Origin of the sequence: Streptomyces sp. R33 (genome assembly GCF_041200175.1) — a bacterium.
Lineage (GTDB): Bacteria > Actinomycetota > Actinomycetes > Streptomycetales > Streptomycetaceae > Streptomyces > Streptomyces katrae_B.
The window spans coordinates 6378350-6400212 of the sequence record NZ_CP165727.1; the positions used below are offsets into that span (position 1 = coordinate 6378350).

The window sequence follows — 21863 nt, forward strand, 5'->3', positions numbered from 1 at the left end:
CCGAGCGCGAGACCGAGCAGACGACCGGCGAGATGACCGACCACACGACCGAGCACGACCGAGACGGAGCACAGGTGAGCACGGGCACGACAGCGGAGCCCGGAGATACCGCCGAGGCGGCCATCCCCGAGCTGGTGATCATCTCCGGGATGTCCGGGGCCGGCCGCAGTACGGCGGCCAAGTGTCTGGAGGACCTCGGCTGGTTCGTCGTCGACAACCTCCCGCCGGCCCTGATCCCCACCATGGTGGAGCTCGGGGCCCGCTCGCAGGGCAACGTGGCGCGCATCGCCGTCGTCGTCGACGTCCGCGGCCGGCAGTTCTTCGACGCCCTGCGCGAGTCCCTCGCCGACCTCGACAGCAAGGGGGTCACCCGGCGCATCGTCTTCCTGGAGTCCTCCGACGACGCGCTGGTGCGCCGCTTCGAGTCGGTCCGCCGCCCGCACCCCCTCCAGGGCGACGGCCGCATCACCGACGGCATCGCCGCCGAGCGCGACCTGCTGCGCGAGCTGCGCGGCGACGCCGACCTGGTCATCGACACCTCCAGCCTGAACGTGCACGAGCTGCGCGCGAAGATGGACGCCCAGTTCGCGGGCGATGAGGAGCCCGAGCTGCGGGCGACCGTCATGTCCTTCGGCTACAAGTACGGCCTCCCCGTCGACGCCGACCTCGTCGTCGACTGCCGCTTCATCCCGAACCCGCACTGGGTCCCCGAGCTGCGGCCGTTCACCGGACTCAACCCGGAGGTGTCGGGCTACGTCTTCAGCCAGCCCGGCGCCAAGGAGTTCCTCGACCGCTACACCGAGCTGCTCCAGCTCATCGCCACCGGCTACCGCCGCGAGGGCAAGCGCTACGTGACCATCGCGGTCGGCTGCACCGGCGGCAAGCACCGCAGTGTGGCCATGTCCGAGAAGCTCGCTGCCCGCCTCGCCTCCGAGGGAGTCGAGACCGTCGTAGTCCACCGGGACATGGGGCGCGAGTGACCGGACGCACCCTGCGGCTGCGCCGCCTGCGCCGCCTCACCTCGGGGCGGGGAGAGGACGGCGCGGGCCGCACCGGGCTGCGCCGCGGCGCAGCCCCCAAGGTGGTCGCACCCAAGGTCGTCGCCCTCGGCGGCGGCATGGGCCTGTCGGCCTCCCTGGCAGCCCTGCGCCGCATCACCGGCGAGCTCACGGCCGTGGTCACGGTCGCCGACGACGGCGGCTCCAGCGGCCGCCTGCGCGAGGAGCTCGGCGTGCTGCCGCCCGGCGACCTGCGCAAGGCGCTGGCCGCGCTGTGCGGGGACGACGACTGGGGCCAGACCTGGGCCCGTGTGATCCAGCACCGCTTCCAGTCGGCCGGCGCCCTGCACGAGCACGCGGTCGGCAATCTGCTGATCGTGGCCCTGTGGGAGCAGCTCGGCGACCCCGTCCAGGCGCTCGACCTGGTCGGGAAACTGCTGGGCGCACAGGGCCGGGTGCTGCCGATGTCGGCGGTGCCGCTGGAGCTCCAGGCGCTCGTGCGCGGCCACGACCCGACCCGCCCGGGCGAGGTCGACACCGTCCGGGGGCAGGCCACGGTGGCCACCACCCCCGGCGAGGTGCTCTCCGTACAGGTCGTGCCCGGCGATCCGCCGGCCGTACCGGAGGCCGTCGCCGCGGTCCTGGACGCCGACTGGGTGGTGCTCGGTCCGGGGTCCTGGTTCTCCTCCGTGATCCCGCACCTGCTGGTGCCGGAGCTGCTCGACGCGCTGATCGAGACCAAGGCCCGGCGGGTCCTCTCGCTGAACCTCGCGCCGCAGCCCGGTGAAACAGAGGGCTTCTCTCCGCAGCGTCATTTGGAGGTTTTGGCCCGACACGCCCCTAAACTCGCCCTGGACGTGGTGCTGGCCGACGAGGCCGCCGTGCCCGACCGCGAGTCCCTCGCCGATGCCGCAAAACGCTTCGGTGCCGCGGTCGAGCTGGCGCCGGTGGCCAGGCAAGACGGCTCTCCGAAGCATGACCCGGAGCTGCTCGCCGCCGCGTACGACCGTATTTTTCGGATGCATGGAAGGATCGGCCCATGGCGATGACGCCAGCGGTGAAGGATGAGATCTCCCGGCTCCCCGTCACCCGGACCTGCTGCAGGAAGGCGGAGGTCTCGGCGATTCTTCGGTTCGCGGGCGGGCTGCACCTGGTGAGCGGACGGATCGTCATCGAGGCGGAGCTGGACACGGGGATCGCCGCCAGACGCCTGCGCAAGGACATCCTGGAGATCTTCGGCCATTCCTCGGACCTGGTGGTCATGGCTCCCGGCGGCCTGCGCCGCGGCAGCCGGTACGTCGTCCGGGTCGTGGCCGGCGGCGACCAGCTGGCGCGCCAGACGGGCCTCGTGGACGGCCGCGGCCGCCCCATCCGCGGTCTGCCCCCGCAGGTGGTCTCCGGGGCCACCTGCGACGCCGAAGCGGCCTGGCGCGGCGCCTTCCTGGCCCACGGCTCGCTCACCGAGCCGGGCCGGTCCTCCTCCCTGGAGGTGACCTGCCCCGGTCCGGAGGCCGCCCTGGCCCTGGTGGGCGCCGCCCGCCGGCTCTCCATCGCCGCCAAGGCGCGCGAGGTGCGCGGCGTGGACCGGGTCGTGGTCCGCGACGGCGACGCGATCGGCGCCCTGCTGACCCGGCTCGGCGCGCACGAGTCGGTGCTGGCCTGGGAGGAGCGGCGGATGCGGCGCGAGGTGCGCGCCACCGCCAACCGCCTCGCCAACTTCGACGACGCCAACCTGCGCCGCTCGGCGCGGGCCGCGGTGGCCGCCGGAGCCCGGGTCCAGCGTGCGCTGGAGATCCTCGGCGAGGAGGTCCCGGAGCACCTGGCCGCGGCCGGCCGGCTGCGCATGGAGCACAAGCAGGCCTCCCTGGAGGAGCTGGGCGCGCTCGCCGACCCGCCGCTGACCAAGGACGCCGTCGCGGGCCGGATCCGCCGCCTGCTGGCCATGGCCGACAAGCGGGCCCAGGACCTCGGCATCCCGGGCACCGAGTCGAACCTCAGCGAGGACCTGGCCGACAACATGGCCGGCTAGCCGCGCCGCGTCCCGTACGCCGCGTCCCGTAGGCCGCAAGGGGGCCCGCACGTCACACGTGCGGGCCCCTTTGAGACACGCCCCATTGACATGAGCATCGCCCGATCGTGAGCCTGTCGTCCGAACGCTTTCGTGGCAGACGACGCCCAGGGGGGCACATGAGGCACCGCGCGAGATCGATCCTCGCCGCAAGCGCACTCGTCTTCGGAACCACACTGGCCGCCCTCCCGGCGGCCCACGCCCGCCCCGCAGCAGACGCCGCACCCGGCGCCGACGAGGTACGGGTCTACGACGCGGACGTCACCAAGGAGCAGATCCCGCTCCTCCTCGCCGCCGGCCAGGACGCCCACGAGCTCACCGAGCGCGCCCCCGAGACCGGGACCGCCAAGGTCGAGCTGTTCCTCACCGGCGCCCAGGCCAGGGAACTCGCCGGCCGGGGCGTCAAGCTGGCCGAGCACGAGGTCCCCGCGGGCGCGGCCCGCTCCAGGGCCGCCGGCGACGGGGTCTTCCGCCCGTACAGCGGCAAGGGCGGCCTCCAGGAGGAGATCCTGGGGACGGCGCAGGCCAACCCGGGCCTCGCCAAGGTGGTGTCCATCGGCAAGACCGTCCAGGGCAAGGACATCCTCGCCCTGAAGGTCACCAAGAACGCCCGCACGACCAAGGACGGCGACAAGCCGTCCGTGCTCTACATGTCCAACCAGCACGCCCGGGAGTGGATCACTCCGGAGATGACCCGGCGGCTGATGCACCACACCCTCGACAACTACGGCAAGGACCAGCGGATCACCCGGCTCGTGGACTCCACCGAGCTGTGGTTCCTGCTGTCCGCCAACCCGGACGGGTACGACTACACGCACTCCGCCGACGGCAACCGGCTCTGGCGCAAGAACCTGCACGACAACAACGGGGACGGCAAGATCACCACCGGTGACGGCGTCGACCTCAACCGGAACTTCGCCTACAAGTGGGGCTATGACAACGAGGGTTCCTCACCGAACCAGTCGAGCGAGACCTACCGCGGCACCAAGGCGTCCTCCGAGCCGGAGACCGTCGCCCTCGACAGGTTCGAGAAGCGCATCGGCTTCAAGTACGCCATCAACTACCACTCCGCCGCCGAGCTGCTGCTCTACGGCGTCGGCTGGCAGGTCGCCACCCCCACTCCCGACGACGTCGCCTACAAGGCGCTCGCCGGGACCCCGGAGAACCCCGCGGTCCCCGGCTACTACCCGCAGGTCTCCTCCGAGCTCTACACCACCAACGGCGAGGCCGACGGCCACGCCTCCAACGTCAACGGCATCATGATGTTCACGCCGGAGATGACCACCTGCCAGACGGCCTCCGCCAGCGACCCGAACGACCGGTGGAAGCCCGAGGACTGCCGGTCCGGCTTCAACTTCCCGGACGACGAGAAGCTCATCCAGGCGGAGTTCGCGAAGAACGTCCCCTTCGCGCTCGCCGTCGGCGAGAGCGCCGCCCACCCGGACCAGCCGAAGTCCTCCGTGGGCCTGAGCGCCGCCGACTTCACCCTCGACCCCTTCACCACCTCGTACGTGGCCAAGGGCGAGGACCAGACGGTCTCCGTCACCGCCCGCAAGGCGCTGAAGGACAAGCAGCTCAAGTTCCGCATCAACGGCGGCCGCACGCACGACGACGGACTGCGGGCCTGGAAGGGCGGCGACGTCTACGGCGGCGAGGACAACAACTGGTTCGACGAGTACCGGGCCAAGGTCGACGGGGCCAGGCCCGGCGACAAGGTCGAGGTCTGGTTCACCGGCCGCGACCGCTCCGGCAAGCAGGTCTCCAGCGAGCACTTCACGTACACGGTGGCCGAGCGGCCGCGCGCCGACGTGCTGGTGATCGCGGAGGAGGGCGCCAAGGCCCAGCACGCGCAGGAGTACGTCGACGCCCTGCGCGCCAACGGGAAGTCCGCGGCGGTCTGGGACGTGGCCGTGCAGGGCGCCCCGCACCACCTCGGCGTGCTCTCCCACTTCCGTACGGCCGTGCACTACACCGGCGCCAAGACGCCCGGCGGCGACACCCAGCTCGCCGTGCGCGACTTCCTCAACGAGGGCGGCAAGCTGATCGAGGCCGGCGAGCTGGCGGGCGGCAACGCCCAGGTCGGCCGCGCCGTGACCGACGACTTCAGCCAGTACTACCTCGGCGCCTACAGCCGTACGAGTGCCGCCGGTGCCACCGGCTTCACCGGTGCGGGTGCCCTCGGCGGCGCCAAGGGCGGCCTGGGCGATGCGACGGGCAACCCGTTCAACGCCCCCGGCTCCTACGCGGTCACCTCCGACTCCCTGCCCGCGGCGCAGTTCCCGCAGTTCAAGAGCGCGCAGGCGGGCTCGTACGCCGGGGTCGTGAACCCGTACGCCCCCTACGCCGGCGCGGGGATGGCCGCGGCCACCCACGAGGACGACGAGTGGAAGCGGCTGACCCGCACCATCGACCTGACCAGGGTCACCGCCGCCGACAGGCCGCAGCTCAAGATGGCCCTCAACTGGAACACCGAGCCGGGCTACGACCACGCGCTCCTCGAGGCCCACACCACCGGCGCCGAGGACTGGACCACGCTGCCCGAGGCGGGCGGCCTGAGCGGCACGGCCGTCCCGGCGGAGTGCGAGGCCGGGTTCTACGTCAACGGCCACCCGTTCCTCAAGCACTACCTCACCCTCGACAGCGCCGGCTGCACCGCCAACGGCACCAGCGGCCAGTGGAACAGCTTCACCGGCTCGTCCGACGGGTGGAAGCAGGTCGCCTTCGACCTGAGCGCGTACGCGGGCAAGACCGTCGAGGTCTCCCTCTCGTACGTCTCGGACGGCGGGGCCGGCGGCCGCGGGGTGTTCGCGGACGAGGCACGCGTCTCGGTCGGCGGGGCGGACCAGGCCGTGGAGGGATTCGAGACCTCGCTGGGGGCCTGGACCGCCCAGGGCGCACCGGCCGGAAGTCCCGTGGTCGCGGGCGATTGGTCCCGGTCCGGGGAGCTGTTCAAGTCGTACGCGTCGGTCACTACGCGTAACACGGTGCTCCTCGGCTTCGGCCTCGAACACCTGCCGGCGGCGGCGGACCGAGCCGTACTCGTCGGTAAGGCGCTCAGGTCGCTGCACCGCTGATCATACGAGCCCCCGTCGCTCACCCTGAGTGACGAAGGGCGGAGGTCGGGGGTCCCGTACCGAGCACACGGTGCGGGGCCCCGGCCGCGGTCCCCCCATGTGGCAGGGGGAGTGTCAGGTCCCGGCCGATGTCACTCAAGAGCTCACGGAGAGGTAGGGTCGTAAGCGGTCGGGGACATCCCATACAGCTCGCCGGCGGGACAGGCCGGCGCACCAACGAGGAGATCGGTTCGTGACGATCCGCGTAGGCATCAATGGTTTTGGCCGAATTGGCCGCAACTACTTCCGGGCGCTCCTTGAGCAGGGAGCGGACATCGAGATCGTCGGTGTCAACGACCTGACTGACAACGCGACCCTGGTGCACCTGCTCAAGTACGACACCATCCTGGGCCGCCTCAAGGCCGAGGTCTCCCACACCGACGACACCATCACCGTCGGCGGCAACACCTTCAAGACGTTCGCCGAGCGCGACCCCGCGAACCTGCCCTGGGGCGAGCTCCGCGCCGACATCGTCATCGAGTCGACCGGCATCTTCACGAAGAAGGCCGACGCCGCCAAGCACATCGCCGCGGGCGCGAAGAAGGTCCTCATCTCGGCTCCGGCCAAGGACGAGGACATCACCATCGTGATGGGCGTCAACCACGACAAGTACGACGCGGCCAACCACCACGTCATCTCCAACGCCTCCTGCACCACCAACTGCGTGGCGCCGATGGCCAAGGTTCTCGACGAGAACTTCGGCATCGTCAAGGGCATGATGACCACGGTCCACGCGTACACGAACGACCAGCGCATCCTGGACTTCCCGCACTCGGACCTGCGCCGCGCCCGCGCTGCCGCCGAGAACATCATTCCGACCTCGACGGGTGCCGCCAAGGCCACCGCGCTGGTCCTCCCGCAGCTCAAGGGCAAGCTGGACGGCATCGCGATGCGCGTCCCGGTCCCGACGGGCTCGGTCACCGACCTCGTCCTGGAGCTCTCCCGCGAGACCACCAAGGAAGAGATCAACGCAGCCTTCCAGAAGGCCGCCGAGGGTCAGCTCAAGGGCATCCTCGACTACACCGAGGACGCGATCGTCTCCTCCGACATCGTGAACTGGCCGGCTTCGTGCACCTTCGACTCCTCCCTGACCATGGTTCAGGACGGGACGCAGGTCAAGGTCGTCGGCTGGTACGACAACGAGTGGGGCTACTCCAACCGCCTCGTCGACCTGACCGTCTTCGTCGGCGGCCAGCTCTAAGTCTCAGGTAGCAGGGCTAGGCACCAAGATGTGGGAACAGGGTCCGGTCAGCGCGATGGAGCGCTGCACGGGCCCTGTTGTCTGCCTCGACCGATCGGCCCCGCACCGGCAGAACCCGTGTATGGGGATAAGGAGTAGAAACACATGAAGACGATCGACGAACTGCTCGCCGAAGGCGTCGCCGGCAAGCGGATCTTCGTCCGCGCCGACCTGAACGTGCCGCTCGCGGGCGACACGATCACCGACGACGGCCGCATCCGTGCCGTGCAGCCGACCATCGCGAAGCTCGCCGAAGCCGGCGCCCGCGTGGTCGTCGCCTCGCACCTGGGCCGCCCCAAGGGCGCCCCGGACCCGGCCTTCTCCCTCGCCCCGGCCGCCAAGCGGCTCGGTGAACTGCTCGGTGCGGACGTCGCGTTCGCCACCGACACGGTCGGTGCATCCGCCAAGTCGACCGTCGCCGCCCTCGCCGACGGCCAGGTCGCCGTCATCGAGAACCTGCGCTTCAACGCCGGTGAGACCTCGAAGGACGACGCCGAGCGCGGCGCCTTCGCGGACCAGCTCGCCGAGCTGGCCGACGTCTACGTCGGCGACGGCTTCGGTGCTGTCCACCGCAAGCACGCCTCGGTCTTCGACCTGCCCGCGCGCCTCCCGCACGCGGCCGGCTACCTGATCGCCACCGAGGTCGGCGTCCTGAAGAAGCTGACCGCCGACGTCAAGCGCCCGTACGTGGTCGTCCTCGGCGGCGCCAAGGTCTCCGACAAGCTGGCCGTCATCGACCAGCTCCTCGGCAAGGCCGACCGCATCCTCATCGGCGGCGGCATGGCCTACACCTTCCTGAAGGCCCAGGGGCACGAGATCGGCATCTCCCTCCTGCAGGAGGACCAGATCCCCGTCGTCCTCGAGTACATGGCGCGCGCCGAGAAGCTGGGCGTCGAGCTGGTCCTCCCGGTGGACGTCCTGGTCTCCGCCGACTTCCCGGACCTGAAGACCAAGGCCCCGGCCGACCACACCACCGTCGACGCGGACAAGATCCCCGCCGACAAGGAGGGTCTGGACATCGGTCCGAAGACCCGTGAGCTGTACGCGTCGAAGATCGCCGATGCGGAGACCGTCTTCTGGAACGGTCCCGTGGGCGTCTTCGAGCACCCCGACTACGCCGGAGGCACCCGCGCCATCGCGCAGGCCCTCGTCGACAGCAGCGCGTTCACCGTGGTCGGCGGCGGGGACTCCGCCGCGGCCGTGCGTACGCTCGGCTTCGACGAAAACGCTTTCGGCCACATCTCTACCGGTGGCGGCGCCTCCCTCGAATACCTCGAGGGCAAGACGCTCCCCGGCCTCGCCGCACTGGAGGTCTGACCCTCAATGACCACGCGTACCCCGCTCATGGCGGGCAACTGGAAGATGAACCTCAACCACCTCGAGGCCATCGCGCACGTCCAGAAGCTCGCCTTCGCGCTCGCCGACAAGGACTACGACGCCGTCGAGGTCGCGGTCCTGCCGCCCTTCGTCGACCTGCGCTCGGTGCAGACCCTGGTCGACGGCGACAAGCTGAAGATCAAGTACGGCGCCCAGGACATCTCGGCGCACGACTCCGGCGCGTACACCGGCGAGATCTCCGGCTCGATGCTCGCGAAGCTGAAGTGCACGTACGTGGCCGTCGGCCACAGCGAGCGCCGCCAGTACCACGGCGAGAGCGACGAGCTCTGCAACGCCAAGGTCAAGGCCGCCTACCAGCACGGGCTCACCCCGATCCTGTGCGTCGGCGAGGGCCTGGACATCCGCAAGGCCGGACAGCAGGTCCCGTACACGCTGGCCCAGGTCGACGGCGGCCTCAAGGACGTCCCGGCCGACCAGGTCGAATCCATCGTGATCGCGTACGAGCCCGTCTGGGCGATCGGGACCGGCGAGGTCGCCACCCCCGAGGACGCGCAGGAGGTCTGCGGGGCGATCCGCGGCCGCCTCGCCGAGCTGTACTCGCAGGAGCTGGCCGACAAGGTCCGCATCCAGTACGGCGGCTCGGTGAAGTCCGGCAACATCGCGGCGATCATGGCCCAGCCCGATGTCGACGGCGCCCTGATCGGCGGCGCGGCGCTGGACGCGGACGAGTTCGTGAAGATCGTCCGGTTCCGCGACCAGTGAGCTGCGTGATCGTCGCAGCGAGTAGGCGGTAGGACGGATCCGTCGTACCCTTGCGGGGGCCAGAGGCTGGACACAGCCACTGGCCCCCGCGCACATCCCAGCAGAGCCGGAAAGCCAGAAAAGCCAGAAAGTAGGAATCAGCCGTGATTATGGGGTTCTCGATCGCCCTGATCGTCTTCAGCGGCCTGCTGATGCTCCTCGTGCTGATGCACAAGGGCAAGGGCGGCGGCCTTTCCGACATGTTCGGCGGCGGCATGCAGTCGTCGGTCGGCGGCTCCTCGGTCGCGGAGCGCAACCTCGACCGCATCACCGTCGTGGTGGGTCTGCTCTGGTTCGCCTGCATCCTGGCGCTCGGCATTCTGCTGAAGTAGGGAAGCCGACGGTTCTGGCCATTCAGCCGGTCCGGTCGGCTCCGCCCCGCCTATCATGAGGACGGCGTCCGCGGCCTGGAGTGAGTAACTCCATTTGCTGGACGTGCGTTGGGCCTTACGTAGACTGGGGCGCCCGCAGCGGAATCCACTCACGCTTCGCGGCACCATCACGCAGGGAGTTACGACCGTGGCAAGTGGCAACGCGATCCGTGGTAGTCGGGTCGGAGCGGGGCCGATGGGTGAGGCCGAGCGCGGCGAGTCCGCGCCCCGCCTGCGCATCTCCTTCTGGTGCTCGAACGGGCACGAGACGCAGCCGAGCTTCGCCAGCGACGCGCAGGTGCCGGACACCTGGGACTGCCCGCGCTGCGGGTTCCCGGCCGGACAGGACCGGGACAACCCGCCGGCGCCGCCGCGCACCGAGCCCTACAAGACGCACCTGGCGTACGTACGGGAGCGCCGCACGGACGCCGACGGCGAGGCGATCCTCGCCGAGGCGCTCGCCAAGCTCCGCGGCGAGATCTGAAAACGCAAGAGTGACGGTGTGACATCGGGCCCGGCCCGCAGGAGTTGTTCTCCAGCGGGCCGGGCCCCTTTGCGTGCGTTGCGTCCCTTCCGATCCCTTAGGTTGGTGATCGGCGGGGCACGACAGGACGGAAGAAACGGGTTGATGTCCGAGATGAACGCAGACAGGCGTACGAGTCTCAACCGGACTGCCGAGTGGCTGGCACTCGGCAAGCACCGCGAAGAGCTGGGGCAGACGCATCTGCGAGAGCTGTTCGCGGCGGATCCGAACCGTGGCACGGGCTACACGCTGCGGGTCGGGGACCTGCACATCGACTACTCGAAGCACCTGGTGACCGACGAGACGCTGGAGTTGCTGCGCGGGCTCGCGGCGGCGACGGGCGTGGCCGAGCTGCGCGAGGCGATGTTCCGCGGCGAGAAGATCAACACGACCGAGGACCGGGCGGTCCTGCACACCGCCCTGCGCGCGCCGAAGGACGCGGTGGTCGAGGTGGACGGCGAGAACGTCGTCCCCGCGGTGCACGCCGTCCTCGACAAGATGGCGGCCTTCTCCGGCCAGGTCCGGTCGGGGGAGTGGACCGGCTTCACCGGCAAGCGCATCAAGAACGTGGTCAACATCGGCATCGGCGGCTCCGACCTGGGCCCGGCGATGGCGTACGAGGCGCTGCGCGCGTTCACCGACCGCGCCCTGACCGTGCGGTTCGTGTCCAACGTGGACGGCGCCGACCTGCACGAGGCCGTACGGGACCTGGACCCGGCCGAGACGCTGTTCATCATCGCCTCCAAGACCTTCACGACCATCGAGACCATCACCAACGCCGAGTCGGCGCGGGAGTGGCTGCTGGCGGGTCTCGGCGGTGACACCGCGGCCGTGGCACGGCACTTCGTGGCGCTGTCGACCAACGCCGAGAAGGTCACGGCCTTCGGCATCGATCCGGCCAACATGTTCGGGTTCTGGGACTGGGTCGGCGGGCGCTACTCCTTCGACTCCGCGATCGGGCTCTCGCTGATGATCGCGATCGGGCCGGACTCCTTCCGGGAGATGCTGGGCGGCTTCCGGACGGTGGACGAGCACTTCCGCACGGCGCCCCCGGAGCAGAACGCACCGCTGCTGATGGGCCTGTTGGGGATCTGGTACGGCGCCTTCTTCGACGCGCAGTCGCACGCGGTCCTGCCGTACAGCCACTACCTCTCCCGCTTCACGGCGTACCTGCAGCAGCTGGACATGGAGTCCAACGGCAAGTCCGTGGACCGGGACGGCAATCCGGTGGACTGGCAGACCGGTCCGGTCGTGTGGGGCACGCCCGGCACCAACGGGCAGCACGCGTACTACCAGTTGATCCACCAGGGCACGAAGGTGATCCCGGCGGACTTCATCGGCTTCGCCCGGCCGATCGGCGAACTGCCGCCGAAGCTCGCGGCCCAGCACGACCTGCTGATGGCGAACTTCTTCGCGCAGACGCAGGCGCTCGCCTTCGGCAAGACCGCGGACGAGGTCCGCGCGGAGGGCGTACCGGAGCCCCTGGTCCCGCACAAGACCTTCAAGGGGAACCACCCGACCACGACGATCCTGGCGCAGGACCTCACCCCGGGGGTGCTGGGCCAGCTGATCGCGCTGTACGAGCACAAGGTGTTCGTACAGGGCGCGGTGTGGAACATCGACTCCTTCGACCAGTGGGGCGTGGAGCTCGGCAAGGTCCTGGCGAAGCGGGTCGAGCCGGCGCTGACCGAGGGAGCGGACGTGCCGGGGCTGGACGCCTCGACGCAGGCCCTCGTGGCCGTGTACCGCGGGCTGCGCGGCCGCGGCTGATCCTCCGGCAGGCACGGCGACGCACGAAGGGCCCGCTCCCCGTCAGGGGGACGGGCCCTTCGGCCGTACGGTGTGGCTACGGGTCAGGCCGAGGCCGGCGGGTACATCGACGACGGCAGCTTCGCCGCCGCCGCACGGTCCAGCAACCACAGCGTGCGGGAGCGCCCGTACGCGGCCGCCGCCGGGGCCTGGATCTCCCCGGCGCCGCCGAGCGCGATCGCCACCGCACCCGCCTTGTCCTCGCCGGCCGCCAGCAGCCAGACCTCCCGGGCCGCCCGGATCGCCGGGAGGGTCAGCGAGACCCGCGTCGGCGGCGGCTTCGGCGCGCCGTGCACGCCGACCACCGTGCGCTCGGTCTCGCGCGCCGCCGGGTGCTCCGGGAACAGCGAGGCCACGTGCGTGTCCGGGCCCACGCCCAGCATGAGCACGTCGAAACGCGGCACCGGACCGTGGTCCTCCGGGCCCGCGGCCCGCCGCAGCTCCTCCGCGTACGCGTCCGCCGCCGCATCGACGTCGTCCCCGTACGGGCCGTCCGAGGCCGGCATGACGTGCACGCGTGCCGGGTCCACCGGGACGGAGTCCAGGAGGGCCTCACGGGCCTGTACGTGGTTGCGCTCGGGGTCGTCGGCCGGGACGTACCGCTCGTCGCCCCACCAGAGGTCGAGGCGGGCCCAGTCGACGGCGTCGCGGGCCGGGGCGGCCGCGAGTGCGGCGAGCAGGCCGTTGCCGTTGCGGCCGCCGGTGAGGACGACGGAGGCGCTGCCGCGGGCCGCCTGGGCGTCGACGATCTTCGTGATGAGCCGGGCTGCTGCGGCCTGGGCCATCAGCTCCTTGTCCCGGTGGACGACGACCTGGGGAGTCGTCATACCCATGTGCTGCCGCCTTGTCGGTTGTGCCGGTGGGCGCCGATGCCGCTGCGCGGGGCCTTCTCCCGCCCCGCTCTTCGGCAGGGCGGGGCGGGGACGGCTCCGCGCAGCGGGTACGGCTACTTGGCCGGGGCCTTCTTCGTGGGCTTGGCCGCGGGCTTCGCGGCGTCGGCCTTCGGGCCGGTCACGGTCTCCGGGGAGTCCGAGGCCTTGGTCTTGGCCGGGGCCGGGGCCGGAGCCGGAGCCGGGGCCTCGGCCGCCAGTTTGGCCACGCCGAACTTCAGCGAGGCCTCGTACGTGTTGTCCGGGTCGAGCCGGCGCAGCTCCTCCGCCAGCAGCTCGGCCGTGTCACGGCGCTTGAGCGCCACCCCACGGTCGGGCTGCCCCGGCATGCACAGCGTGGCCAGCGAGCCGTCGGCCCGGTCCAGGACGATGTCGCCGTCCTTGGTCTCCAGCCGGACCGAGGTCAGGCCGGGGCCCTGCGAGTGGGTCCGCTTGACGGGCACCTGGAGGCGGTCCGCCAGCCACATGGCCAGCAGCTCGCAGCTCGGGTTCTCGTCCTCGCCCTCGACGGCCGCCGAGGTGACCTTCAGGGCCTGCTGGTCCAGCGCGGCGGCCAGCATCGACCGCCACGGCGTGATCCGGGTCCAGGACAGGTCCGTGTCACCCGGGGCATAGGCCGCGGCCCGCTCCCCGAGCGCCCGCAGCGGGTTCTCGCAGGCGTACGTGTCCGTGATCCGGCGCTGACCGAGCGCACCCAGCGGGTCGCCCGCCAGGTCCGACGGGGCACCGTCCGGCCACCAGACCACGACGGGCGCGTCCGGCAGCAGGAGCGGGAGAACCACCGACTGGGCGTGGTGGACCAGTTCACCGTGAAGGCGGAGCACCACCGTCTCGCCGGTACCCGCGTCCGCCCCGACGCGGACTTCCGCGTCGAGACGGGCGTCGCGGCGGCTGCGCGGCGAGCGGCTGACCCGCTTGATGACGACGACGATCCGCGAAGGGTGTTCGTGGGACGCCTCGTTCGCCGACTTGAGCGCGTCGTACGCGTTCTCTTCGTCGGTCACGATCACCAGCGTGAGGACCATGCCGATGGCAGGCGTGCCGATGTCCCGGCGCGCCTGCACCAAAGCGGCGTTGATCTTGCTGGAGGTGGTCTCCGTGAGGTCGATCTTCATGGCCGGCGCCAGCTCCGTCCGTCTCGTGCGAGCATCTCGTCCGCCTCGACCGGCCCCCAGGTCCCCGCCGGGTACTGCGCGGGCTTGCCGTGCTTGTCCCAGTACTCCTCGATCGGGTCGAGGATGTTCCAGGACAGCTCGACCTCCTGGTGGCGCGGGAAGAGGTTCGCGTCACCCAGCAGGACGTCGAGGATCAGCCGCTCGTACGCCTCGGGGCTCGACTCCGTGAAGGACTCGCCGTACGCGAAGTCCATCGTCACGTCCCGGACCTCCATGGAGGTGCCCGGAACCTTCGAGCCGAAGCGCACCGTCACGCCCTCGTCCGGCTGGACCCGGATGACCAGGGCGTTCTGCCCCAGCTCCTCGGTCGCGCCCGACTCGAATGGCAGGTACGGAGCCCGCTTGAAGACCACCGCGATCTCCGTCACCCGGCGGCCCAGGCGCTTGCCGGTCCGCAGGTAGAACGGGACGCCCGCCCAGCGGCGGTTGTTGATCTCCAGGCGGATGGCCGCGTAGGTGTCGGTCTTCGACTTGGGGTCGATGCCGTCCTCTTCGAGGTACCCGACGACCTTCTCGCCACCCTGCCACGCCGCCGAGTACTGGCCGCGCACGGTGTGCTTGCCCAGGTCCTCGGGGAGCTCGACGGCCGTGAGGACCTTGAGCTTCTCCGCCACCAGCGCCTTCGGGTGGAAGGAGCCGGGCTCCTCCATCGCGGTCAGCGCGAGCAGCTGGAGCAGGTGGTTCTGGATGACGTCACGGGCCGCGCCGATGCCGTCGTAGTACCCGGCCCGGCCGCCGATGCCGATGTCCTCGGCCATGGTGATCTGCACGTGGTCGACGTACGACCGGTTCCAGATCGGCTCGAACATCGTGTTGGCGAAGCGGAGCGCCAGGATGTTCTGGACGGTCTCCTTGCCGAGGTAGTGGTCGATCCGGAAGACCTCGTCCCGCGGGAAGACCTCGTGGACGACCTTGTTGAGCTCCTCGGCGCTCTTGAGGTCGTGCCCGAAGGGCTTCTCGATGACGGCACGCCGCCAGGAGCCCTCCTTCTGCGCCAGCCCGTGGTTCTTGAGCTGCTGGACGACCTTCGGGAAGAACTTCGGCGGCACGGACAGGTAGAAGGCGAAGTTGCCGCCCGTACCCTGCGCCTTGTCGAGCTCGTCGATGGTCGACTTCAGCGTCTCGAACGCCGCGTCGTCGTCGAAATCGCCCTGCACGAAACGGCAGCCCTGCACCAGCTGCTGCCAGACCTCCTCCCGGAAGGGGGTGCGCGAGTGCTGCTTGACGGCCTCGTACACCTCCTGGGCGAAGTCCTCGTGCTCCCATTCGCGCCGGGCGAAACCGATCAGCGAGAAGCCCGGCGGCAGCAGCCCCCGGTTCGCCAGGTCGTAGATGGCCGGCATCAGCTTCTTGCGCGACAGGTCACCCGTAACGCCGAAAATGACCAGGCCGGACGGCCCCGCGATGCGCGGGAGCCGCCGGTCCTGTGCGTCACGAAGCGGGTTCGCTCCGTTCACAGACAAAGTGTTCAGGCCTCCGTGGGGGCGAGGCGCTCGAGCTCCGCCTCGGTGGACTTCAGCAGGTCGTTCCAGGACGCCTCGAACTTCTCGACGCCCTCGTCCTCGAGCAGCTGCACCACATCGTCGTACGAGATGCCCAGCTTCGCGACCGCTTCGAGCTCGGCGCGGGACTGGTCGTACGTGGCGCGCACGGTGTCACCCGTGATCTGACCGTGGTCGGCGGTGGCCTCCAGCGTGGCCTCCGGCATGGTGTTCACCGTGTTCGGGGCGACCAGGTCGTCCACGTACAGGGTGTCCTTGTACGCCGGGTCCTTGACGCCCGTCGAGGCCCACAGCGGACGCTGCTTGTTGGCGCCGACACGCTCCAGGGCGTTCCACCGGTCGGAGGAGAAGACCTCCTCGTAGGCTTCGTAGGCCAGGCGGGCGTTGGCGAGGGCCGCCTTGCCCTTCAGGGCCTTCGCCTCGTCGGAGCCGACGGCGTCCAGGCGCTTGTCGATCTCGCTGTCCACACGGGAGACGAAGAAGGAGGCGACCGAGTGGATCTCGGAGAGGTCCAGGCCCGCGGCCTTGGCCTTCTCCAGACCCGCCAGGTACGCGTCCATGACCTCGCGGTAGCGCTCGAGCGAGAAGATCAGCGTGACGTTGACGCTGATGCCCTTGCCGATGACCTCGGTGATCGCCGGCAGGCCGGCCTTGGTCGCCGGGATCTTGATCAGCGTGTTCGGGCGGTCCACCAGCCAGGCGAGCTGCTTGGCCTCGGCGATCGTCGCCGTGGTGTTGTGGGCCAGACGGGGGTCGACCTCGATGGAGACCCGGCCGTCCTGGCCGTCGGTGCGGTCGTAGACCGGGCGCAGGATGTCGGCGGCGTCGCGGACGTCCGCCGTCGTGATCATGCGGATGGCCTCGTCGACGGTGACCTTGCGGGCGGCGAGGTCGGCGAGCTGCTGCTCGTAGCCGTCGCCGCTGCTGATCGCCTTCTGGAAGATCGACGGGTTGGTGGTGACACCGACCACGTGCGACTGGTCGATGAGCTCGGCCAGGTTGCCGGACGTGATGCGCTTGCGGGACAGGTCGTCCAGCCAGATCGCCACGCCCTCGTCGGAGAGGCGCTTGAGTGCGTCTGTCATGGGAATTGCATCTCCTACTGGTTCGTGTACCGGTGTCAGCGCGCGGCGGCGGTGATGGATTCCTTGGCGGCGGCGGCCACGGCCTCGGCGGTGAAGCCGAACTCGCGGAACAGCACCTTGGCGTCGGCGGAGGCACCGAAGTGCTCCAGCGAGACGATCCGGCCGGCGTCGCCGACGTAGCGGTGCCAGGTCAGGCCGACCCCGGCCTCGACCGCGACGCGCGCCTTGACGGACGGCGGCAGGACGCTGTCCTTGTACGCCTGGTCCTGCTCCTCGAACCACTCGACGGACGGCATCGAGACCACGCGGGCCGGGACGCCCTCGGCCTGCAGCGCCTCGCGCGCGGCGACGGCGAGCTGGACCTCGGAGCCGGTGCCGATGAGGACGACCTGCGCCTCGCCGCCTTCCGCCTCGAAGAGCACGTACCCGCCCTTGGCGGCGTCCTCGTTGCGCTCGTACGTCGGCACGCCCTGGCGGGTCAGCGCCAGACCGTGCGGCGCGCCCTTGCCGAACACCTTGGTGTGGCGGCGCAGGATCTCGCGCCAGGCGATGACGGTCTCGTTCGCGTCGGCCGGGCGGACCACGTTCAGGCCCGGGATGGCGCGCAGCGAGGCGAGGTGCTCGACCGGCTGGTGGGTCGGGCCGTCCTCGCCCAGGCCGATGGAGTCGTGCGTCCACACGTACGTCACCGGCACGTGCATCAGCGCGGACAGGCGCACGGCGTTGCGCATGTAGTCGGAGAACACCAGGAAGGTGCCGCCGTAGATACGGGTGTGGCCGTGCAGCGCGATGCCGTTCATGGTCGCGGCCATGGCGTGCTCGCGGATGCCGAAGTGGACGGTGCGGCCGTACGGGTCGGCCTCCGGCAGCGGGTTGCCCTTCGGGAGGAAGGACGAGTGCTTGTCGATCGTGGTGTTGTTGGAGCCGGCCAGGTCGGCCGAGCCGCCCCACAGCTCCGGGATGACCGAGCCGAGCGCCTCGAGCACCTTGCCGGAGGCCGCGCGGGTGGCGACGCCCTTGCCGGTCTCGAAGACGGGGAGCTTGTCCTCCCAGCCCGCGGGCAGCTCGTTGGCGTTGATGCGGTCGAACTCGGCGGCGCGCTCGGCGTTGGCGGTGCGCCACGCGGAGAAGTCCTTCTCCCAGGCGGCCTTGGCCTCGCGGCCGCGGTCCAGCGCCTTGCGGGTGTGCGCGAGGACCTCGTCGGAGACGTCGAAGGACTTCTCCGGGTCGAAGCCGAGGACGCGCTTGGTGGCCGCGACCTCGTCGTCGCCGAGGGCCGAGCCGTGCGAGGCCTCGGTGCCCTGGGCGTGCGGGGCGGGCCAGGCGATGATCGAGCGCATGGCGATGAAGGAGGGGCGCCCGGTCTCGGCCTTGGCCGCGGCCAGGGCCTCGAACAGCGCCTTCGGGTCGAGGTCGCCGTTCGGCTGCTGCGCGACGCGCTGGACGTGCCAGCCGTACGCCTCGTAGCGCTTGAGGGTGTCCTCGGAGACGGCCGTCTCGGTGTCACCCTCGATGGAGATGTGGTTGTCGTCCCACAGCAGCACCAGGTTGCCGAGCTTCTGGTGGCCGGCCAGGGCGGACGCCTCGTGGGAGATGCCCTCCTGGAGGCAGCCGTCGCCCGCGATCGCGTAGACCATGTGGTCGAACGGGGAGGTGCCCTGGGGGGCCTCCGGGTCGAACAGGCCGCGCTCGTAGCGGGCGGCCATGGCCATGCCCACCGCGTTGGCGATGCCCTGGCCCAGCGGGCCGGTGGTGGTCTCGACGCCGGCCGTGTGGCCGTACTCCGGGTGGCCGGGGGTCTTGGAACCCCAGGTGCGGAACGCCTCGAGGTCGGCCAGCTCCAGGCCGAAGCCGCCCAGGTAGAGCTGCGTGTACAGAGTGAGGGACGAGTGCCCCGCGGAAAGCACGAAACGGTCGCGGCCGACCCACTCGGGATCGGCCGGGTCGTGCCGCATCACCTTCTGGAAGAGGGTGTACGCGGCGGGGGCCAGGCTCATCGCCGTACCGGGGTGGCCGTTACCCACCTTCTGGACCGCGTCGGCGGCCAGGATGCGGGCGGTGTCGACGGCCCGCTGGTCGAGGTCGGTCCAGTCGAGCTCTGTGGTCGTCGGCTTGGTGCTCACCGTGGGTCAGGGCTCCTCTCCACATGTCTGTTACCCGGTGACGAACGGTGCACCGGCGCGATTCCGAGCCTACCCCCGTGACGGCGTGCAGCTATTCGAGTGCCCGCAGTCCGTCACAACGTCGGCGGTCCGATCGGACCAACACGAGGCGACCCCCGCGCAGGGCGACGTAAGTGCAACGTCTAGAGTGGCGTGGTACGTGCGAGCCTTCAGCGGACCTTTATGTCCGGAGCTTGCTGGTTTCTCTGTCAGGGGTGTGCGTGACGGCCGTCGAATCCCGTCCAGCGGGGGTGCTCGGGACGAGCCCCGGTCACCGGCCGTTCGGGGCCCGGGTCATGGCTTTCGTGGCTTTGACCAAGCCGCGGATCATCGAACTTCTGCTGATCACCACAGTGCCGGTGATGTTCCTCGCCGAGCAGGGTGTGCCGTCGCTGTGGCTGGTCCTCGCGACCTGCTTCGGCGGCTACTTGTCCGCGGGCGGCGCCAACGCGCTGAACATGTACATCGACCGCGACATCGACGCGCTGATGGACCGGACCTCGCAGCGGCCGCTGGTGACCGGCATGGTCAGCCCGCGCGAGTGCCTGGTCTTCGGCATCACCCTCGGCGTGGTCTCCACCCTGTTCTTCGGGCTGCTCGTCAACTGGCTGTCGGCGGCGCTCGCGCTCGGCGCGCTCCTCTTCTACGTCGTCGTCTACACGATGCTGCTGAAGCGGCGCACTGCGCAGAACATCGTGTGGGGCGGCATCGCGGGCTGCATGCCGGTGCTCATCGGCTGGTCCGCCGTCAAGAACGAGGTCTCCTGGGCCGCCGTCATCCTCTTCCTCGTCATCTTCTTCTGGACGCCGCCGCACTACTGGCCGCTGTCCATGAAGGTGAAGGACGACTACGCGCGGGTCGGCGTGCCGATGCTGCCGGTCGTCGCCGGCAACAAGGCCGTGGCCCGCCAGATCGTCCTCTACAGCTGGGTGATGGTGGCCGTCTCGCTGCTGCTGACCCCGCTGGGGTACACCGGCTGGTTCTACACCACGGTCGCCCTGGCGGCGGGCGGCTGGTGGCTGTGGGAGGCGCACGCGCTGCACGCGCGGGCCAAGGCGGGCGTGACGGGCGCGAAGCTCAAGGAGATGCGCCTGTTCCACTGGTCCATCACGTACGTGTCGCTGCTCTTCGTCGCCGTGGCCGTGGATCCCTTCCTCCGCTGATACTTCCTCCGCTCATTACCCGCCGGTAGCATGGTGCCCATGGCAGACACCACCGCGGACACCGCAGACAAGAAGCAGGACCGGACGGCCGCGAAGCTGGCCAAGCAGATCGGCGCGTTCGCCAAGCAGCACGGCGGCGCCGAAGGCCAGCTGGCGCACATCGGCCAGGCCGGTACCCGGATCGTCCTCGTCGGTACGGACGGCGGCTGGGGCGACCTGGTGGCCCCGACCTACGCGGTGGCCCAGCTGGCCGCCGAGAAGGCCGGCCTGACCCTCCACGACGAGTTCGACGGCGAGTTCGCCGCCCGTGTGAAGACCGGCCCGTACGAGTGGTCGCGGATGGCCGGCATCCAGCTCGGCGGGGCGGCGAACCCGGCCGCCTGATCGTGGCGGTGGCCGCTCGGTCAACAGCGCGAGCAACACCTCACACCCCGCTCACCCGTTAGGACGTGTGGAAGCCCCTTCCTCACGTCCGCAACGGGATGCCCGGATGATCGAAACGCCGCCCCTGGTGGACCAGTACTGCCACGGAGTGCTCCGCACGGAGCTGGGCCTCGGCACCTTCGAGGCCCAGCTGATCCCCTCGGCCGGCCCGCCCGCCGCCGGGACCACCTTCTTCGACACCCAGACGGGTTTCGCGGTGCGCCGCTGGTGCCCGCCGCTGCTCGGGCTGGAGCCGCACTGCGCCCCCGCCCGGTACCTGGCCCGGCGGCGCGAGCTCGGCGTGGCCGAGTCCGGGCGCAGGCTGCTGCGCGGCTCGGGCGTCGCCGCCTATCTGGTCGACACGGGAGCGCCCGGGGACCTCACCGGCCCCAAGGAGCTGGCCCTCGCTTCGGACGCCGACGCCTTCGAGGTCGTACGGCTGGAGCTGCTGGCCGAGCAGGTCGCCGACACCTCCGGCACGGTCCCCGCCTTCCTCGCCAACCTCGCCGAGGCCGTCCACCACGCCGCCGCCGCGGCCGTGGCCTTCACCTGCGGTGCGGACGCGGGATATCCCGCCGTCCTCGGCCGCGCCCCCGATCCGCCCGGTCCGGGCGAGGTGCACGGGGCGGCCGGGCGGTGGCTGGCCCGGCGCTCCAAGGGCGGGGCCGTCCGGGACCCCGTACTCCTGCGGCACCTGCTGTGGAGCGCCGTGGCGACCGGGCTGCCGCTCCAGCTGCACACCGGGGCGGGTGCGGGGGAGCCGGGGCAGCGGCCTGAGCAGGCCGATCCGGCACTGCTGACGGAGTTCGTACGGGCCACCGCGGGTCTGGGTACCCGGCTGGTGCTGCTCGGCGGATACCCGTACCACCGGCACGCCGCCCAGCTGGCGGCGGCCTTCCCGCACGTCCACGCCGATCTCGGCACGGCGCTCGGGCAGAGCGGGCCGCGGGCGGCGGGGGTGCTGGCCGAGGTGCTGGAGCTCGCCCCCTTCGGCAAGCTGCTGTTCTCCAGCGGCGGGCGCCGGCTGCCCGAACTGCACGCGGTGGGCGCCCTGGTGTTCCGGGAGGCGCTGGGCCGGGTGCTGGGAGGCTGGGTCGGCGAGGGCGCCTGGTCCTGGCGGGACGCCGAACGGGTGGCGGCGATGATCGCGGCGGGCAATGCCCGCCGCGTCTACCGGCTGGACGAGCGCGGGTGAGCCGGTG

Annotated in this window: 18 protein-coding genes; 13 read left to right on the forward strand and 5 right to left on the reverse strand. The window is 70.7% G+C overall.

All coding sequences use genetic code 11. The features are described 5' to 3' along the window. The first annotated feature begins 32 nt into the window (after positions 1-32). From rapZ to pgi, 10 genes are all read left to right on the forward strand, one after another. A complete protein-coding gene (gene rapZ / locus AB5J51_RS29350) occupies positions 33-980 on the forward strand; it encodes an RNase adapter RapZ (protein ID WP_030292208.1) in 948 nt (315 codons plus the stop codon). Beyond that, on the forward strand, positions 977-2047 hold the full coding sequence (gene yvcK / locus AB5J51_RS29355; RefSeq protein ID WP_053785789.1) for a uridine diphosphate-N-acetylglucosamine-binding protein YvcK: 1071 nt from the start codon (positions 977-979) through the stop codon (positions 2045-2047). The genes rapZ and yvcK overlap by 4 nt, the downstream gene beginning before the upstream one ends. Further along, complete coding sequence (gene whiA, locus AB5J51_RS29360) at positions 2038-3027, forward strand: DNA-binding protein WhiA (RefSeq protein WP_030160342.1); 990 nt, start codon at positions 2038-2040, stop codon at positions 3025-3027. Before yvcK ends, whiA begins: the two co-directional genes overlap by 10 nt. A 158-nt stretch (positions 3028-3185) precedes the next feature. Next, positions 3186-6140: a M14 family zinc carboxypeptidase gene (locus tag AB5J51_RS29365; RefSeq protein ID WP_369779041.1), complete on the forward strand. Its 2955-nt coding sequence runs from the start codon at positions 3186-3188 to the stop codon at positions 6138-6140. Between the two features lie 232 nt (positions 6141-6372). Then, positions 6373-7380 (forward strand): type I glyceraldehyde-3-phosphate dehydrogenase, encoded by a 1008-nt coding sequence (gap, locus tag AB5J51_RS29370; protein ID WP_053785791.1) that lies wholly within the window; start codon positions 6373-6375, stop codon positions 7378-7380. 144 nt (positions 7381-7524) lie between these two features. Then, a complete protein-coding gene (gene pgk, locus AB5J51_RS29375; RefSeq protein ID WP_053785792.1) occupies positions 7525-8736 on the forward strand; it encodes a phosphoglycerate kinase in 1212 nt (403 codons plus the stop codon). Positions 8737-8742: 6 nt separating this feature from the next. Then, positions 8743-9519, forward strand: coding sequence for a triose-phosphate isomerase (gene tpiA, locus AB5J51_RS29380; protein ID WP_053785793.1), 777 nt, complete (start codon positions 8743-8745; stop codon positions 9517-9519). A gap of 149 nt (positions 9520-9668) precedes the next feature. Then, positions 9669-9890 carry a preprotein translocase subunit SecG gene (gene secG / locus AB5J51_RS29385; RefSeq protein ID WP_053785794.1) on the forward strand — a complete coding sequence of 74 codons (222 nt, stop codon included), beginning with the start codon at positions 9669-9671 and terminating at the stop codon, positions 9888-9890. Positions 9891-10077: 187 nt separating this feature from the next. After that, positions 10078-10413 (forward strand): RNA polymerase-binding protein RbpA, encoded by a 336-nt coding sequence (locus tag AB5J51_RS29390; protein ID WP_007263454.1) that lies wholly within the window; start codon positions 10078-10080, stop codon positions 10411-10413. Positions 10414-10566: 153 nt separating this feature from the next. Further along, positions 10567-12222: a glucose-6-phosphate isomerase gene (gene pgi, locus AB5J51_RS29395; protein ID WP_133899892.1), complete on the forward strand. Its 1656-nt coding sequence runs from the start codon at positions 10567-10569 to the stop codon at positions 12220-12222. Between the two features lie 83 nt (positions 12223-12305). On the opposite strand, the gene pgl is transcribed toward pgi, so the two are convergent. The 5 genes from pgl to tkt all read right to left on the reverse strand — a co-directional run bounded on the left by pgl (position 12306) and on the right by tkt (position 19036). Further along, on the reverse strand, positions 12306-13088 hold the full coding sequence (gene pgl / locus AB5J51_RS29400) for a 6-phosphogluconolactonase (RefSeq protein WP_053785795.1): 783 nt from the start codon (positions 13086-13088) through the stop codon (positions 12306-12308). A gap of 119 nt (positions 13089-13207) precedes the next feature. After that, a complete protein-coding gene (opcA, locus tag AB5J51_RS29405; protein WP_136225965.1) occupies positions 13208-14266 on the reverse strand; it encodes a glucose-6-phosphate dehydrogenase assembly protein OpcA in 1059 nt (352 codons plus the stop codon). After that, positions 14263-15789 (reverse strand): glucose-6-phosphate dehydrogenase, encoded by a 1527-nt coding sequence (gene zwf / locus AB5J51_RS29410; protein ID WP_352212301.1) that lies wholly within the window; start codon positions 15787-15789, stop codon positions 14263-14265. The genes opcA and zwf overlap by 4 nt, the downstream gene beginning before the upstream one ends. 5 nt (positions 15790-15794) lie before the next feature. Next, entirely contained in the window at positions 15795-16913 is a 1119-nt protein-coding gene (tal, locus tag AB5J51_RS29415) for a transaldolase (RefSeq protein ID WP_053785798.1), read from the reverse strand. A gap of 35 nt (positions 16914-16948) precedes the next feature. Then, positions 16949-19036: a transketolase gene (gene tkt, locus AB5J51_RS29420; RefSeq protein ID WP_053785799.1), complete on the reverse strand. Its 2088-nt coding sequence runs from the start codon at positions 19034-19036 to the stop codon at positions 16949-16951. Between the two features lie 260 nt (positions 19037-19296). Between tkt and AB5J51_RS29425 the strand changes: the two genes are divergently transcribed. The 3 genes from AB5J51_RS29425 to AB5J51_RS29435 all read left to right on the forward strand — a co-directional run bounded on the left by AB5J51_RS29425 (position 19297) and on the right by AB5J51_RS29435 (position 21856). Next, positions 19297-20238 carry a heme o synthase gene (locus AB5J51_RS29425; protein WP_030292234.1) on the forward strand — a complete coding sequence of 314 codons (942 nt, stop codon included), beginning with the start codon at positions 19297-19299 and terminating at the stop codon, positions 20236-20238. A 39-nt stretch (positions 20239-20277) separates the two neighbouring features. Beyond that, on the forward strand, positions 20278-20622 hold the full coding sequence (locus AB5J51_RS29430) for a hypothetical protein (protein ID WP_030292236.1): 345 nt from the start codon (positions 20278-20280) through the stop codon (positions 20620-20622). A 106-nt stretch (positions 20623-20728) separates the two neighbouring features. Next, on the forward strand, positions 20729-21856 hold the full coding sequence (locus AB5J51_RS29435) for an amidohydrolase family protein (RefSeq protein WP_053785800.1): 1128 nt from the start codon (positions 20729-20731) through the stop codon (positions 21854-21856). Positions 21857-21863 lie beyond the last annotated feature (7 nt).

Coding starts and splice junctions, on each gene's coding strand:
- secG (WP_053785794.1), top strand. CDS start 9,669: ATGGGGTTCTCGATCGCCCTGATCGTCTTCAGCGGCCTGCTGATGCTC.
- pgi (WP_133899892.1), top strand. CDS start 10,567: ATGAACGCAGACAGGCGTACGAGTCTCAACCGGACTGCCGAGTGGCTG.
- rapZ (WP_030292208.1), top strand. CDS start 33: ATGACCGACCACACGACCGAGCACGACCGAGACGGAGCACAGGTGAGC.
- AB5J51_RS29430 (WP_030292236.1), top strand. CDS start 20,278: ATGGCAGACACCACCGCGGACACCGCAGACAAGAAGCAGGACCGGACG.
- tpiA (WP_053785793.1), top strand. CDS start 8,743: ATGACCACGCGTACCCCGCTCATGGCGGGCAACTGGAAGATGAACCTC.
- tal (WP_053785798.1), bottom strand. CDS start 16,913: ATGACAGACGCACTCAAGCGCCTCTCCGACGAGGGCGTGGCGATCTGG.
- pgl (WP_053785795.1), bottom strand. CDS start 13,088: ATGACGACTCCCCAGGTCGTCGTCCACCGGGACAAGGAGCTGATGGCC.
- opcA (WP_136225965.1), bottom strand. CDS start 14,266: ATGAAGATCGACCTCACGGAGACCACCTCCAGCAAGATCAACGCCGCT.
- pgk (WP_053785792.1), top strand. CDS start 7,525: ATGAAGACGATCGACGAACTGCTCGCCGAAGGCGTCGCCGGCAAGCGG.
- whiA (WP_030160342.1), top strand. CDS start 2,038: ATGGCGATGACGCCAGCGGTGAAGGATGAGATCTCCCGGCTCCCCGTC.
- AB5J51_RS29435 (WP_053785800.1), top strand. CDS start 20,729: ATGATCGAAACGCCGCCCCTGGTGGACCAGTACTGCCACGGAGTGCTC.
- AB5J51_RS29365 (WP_369779041.1), top strand. CDS start 3,186: ATGAGGCACCGCGCGAGATCGATCCTCGCCGCAAGCGCACTCGTCTTC.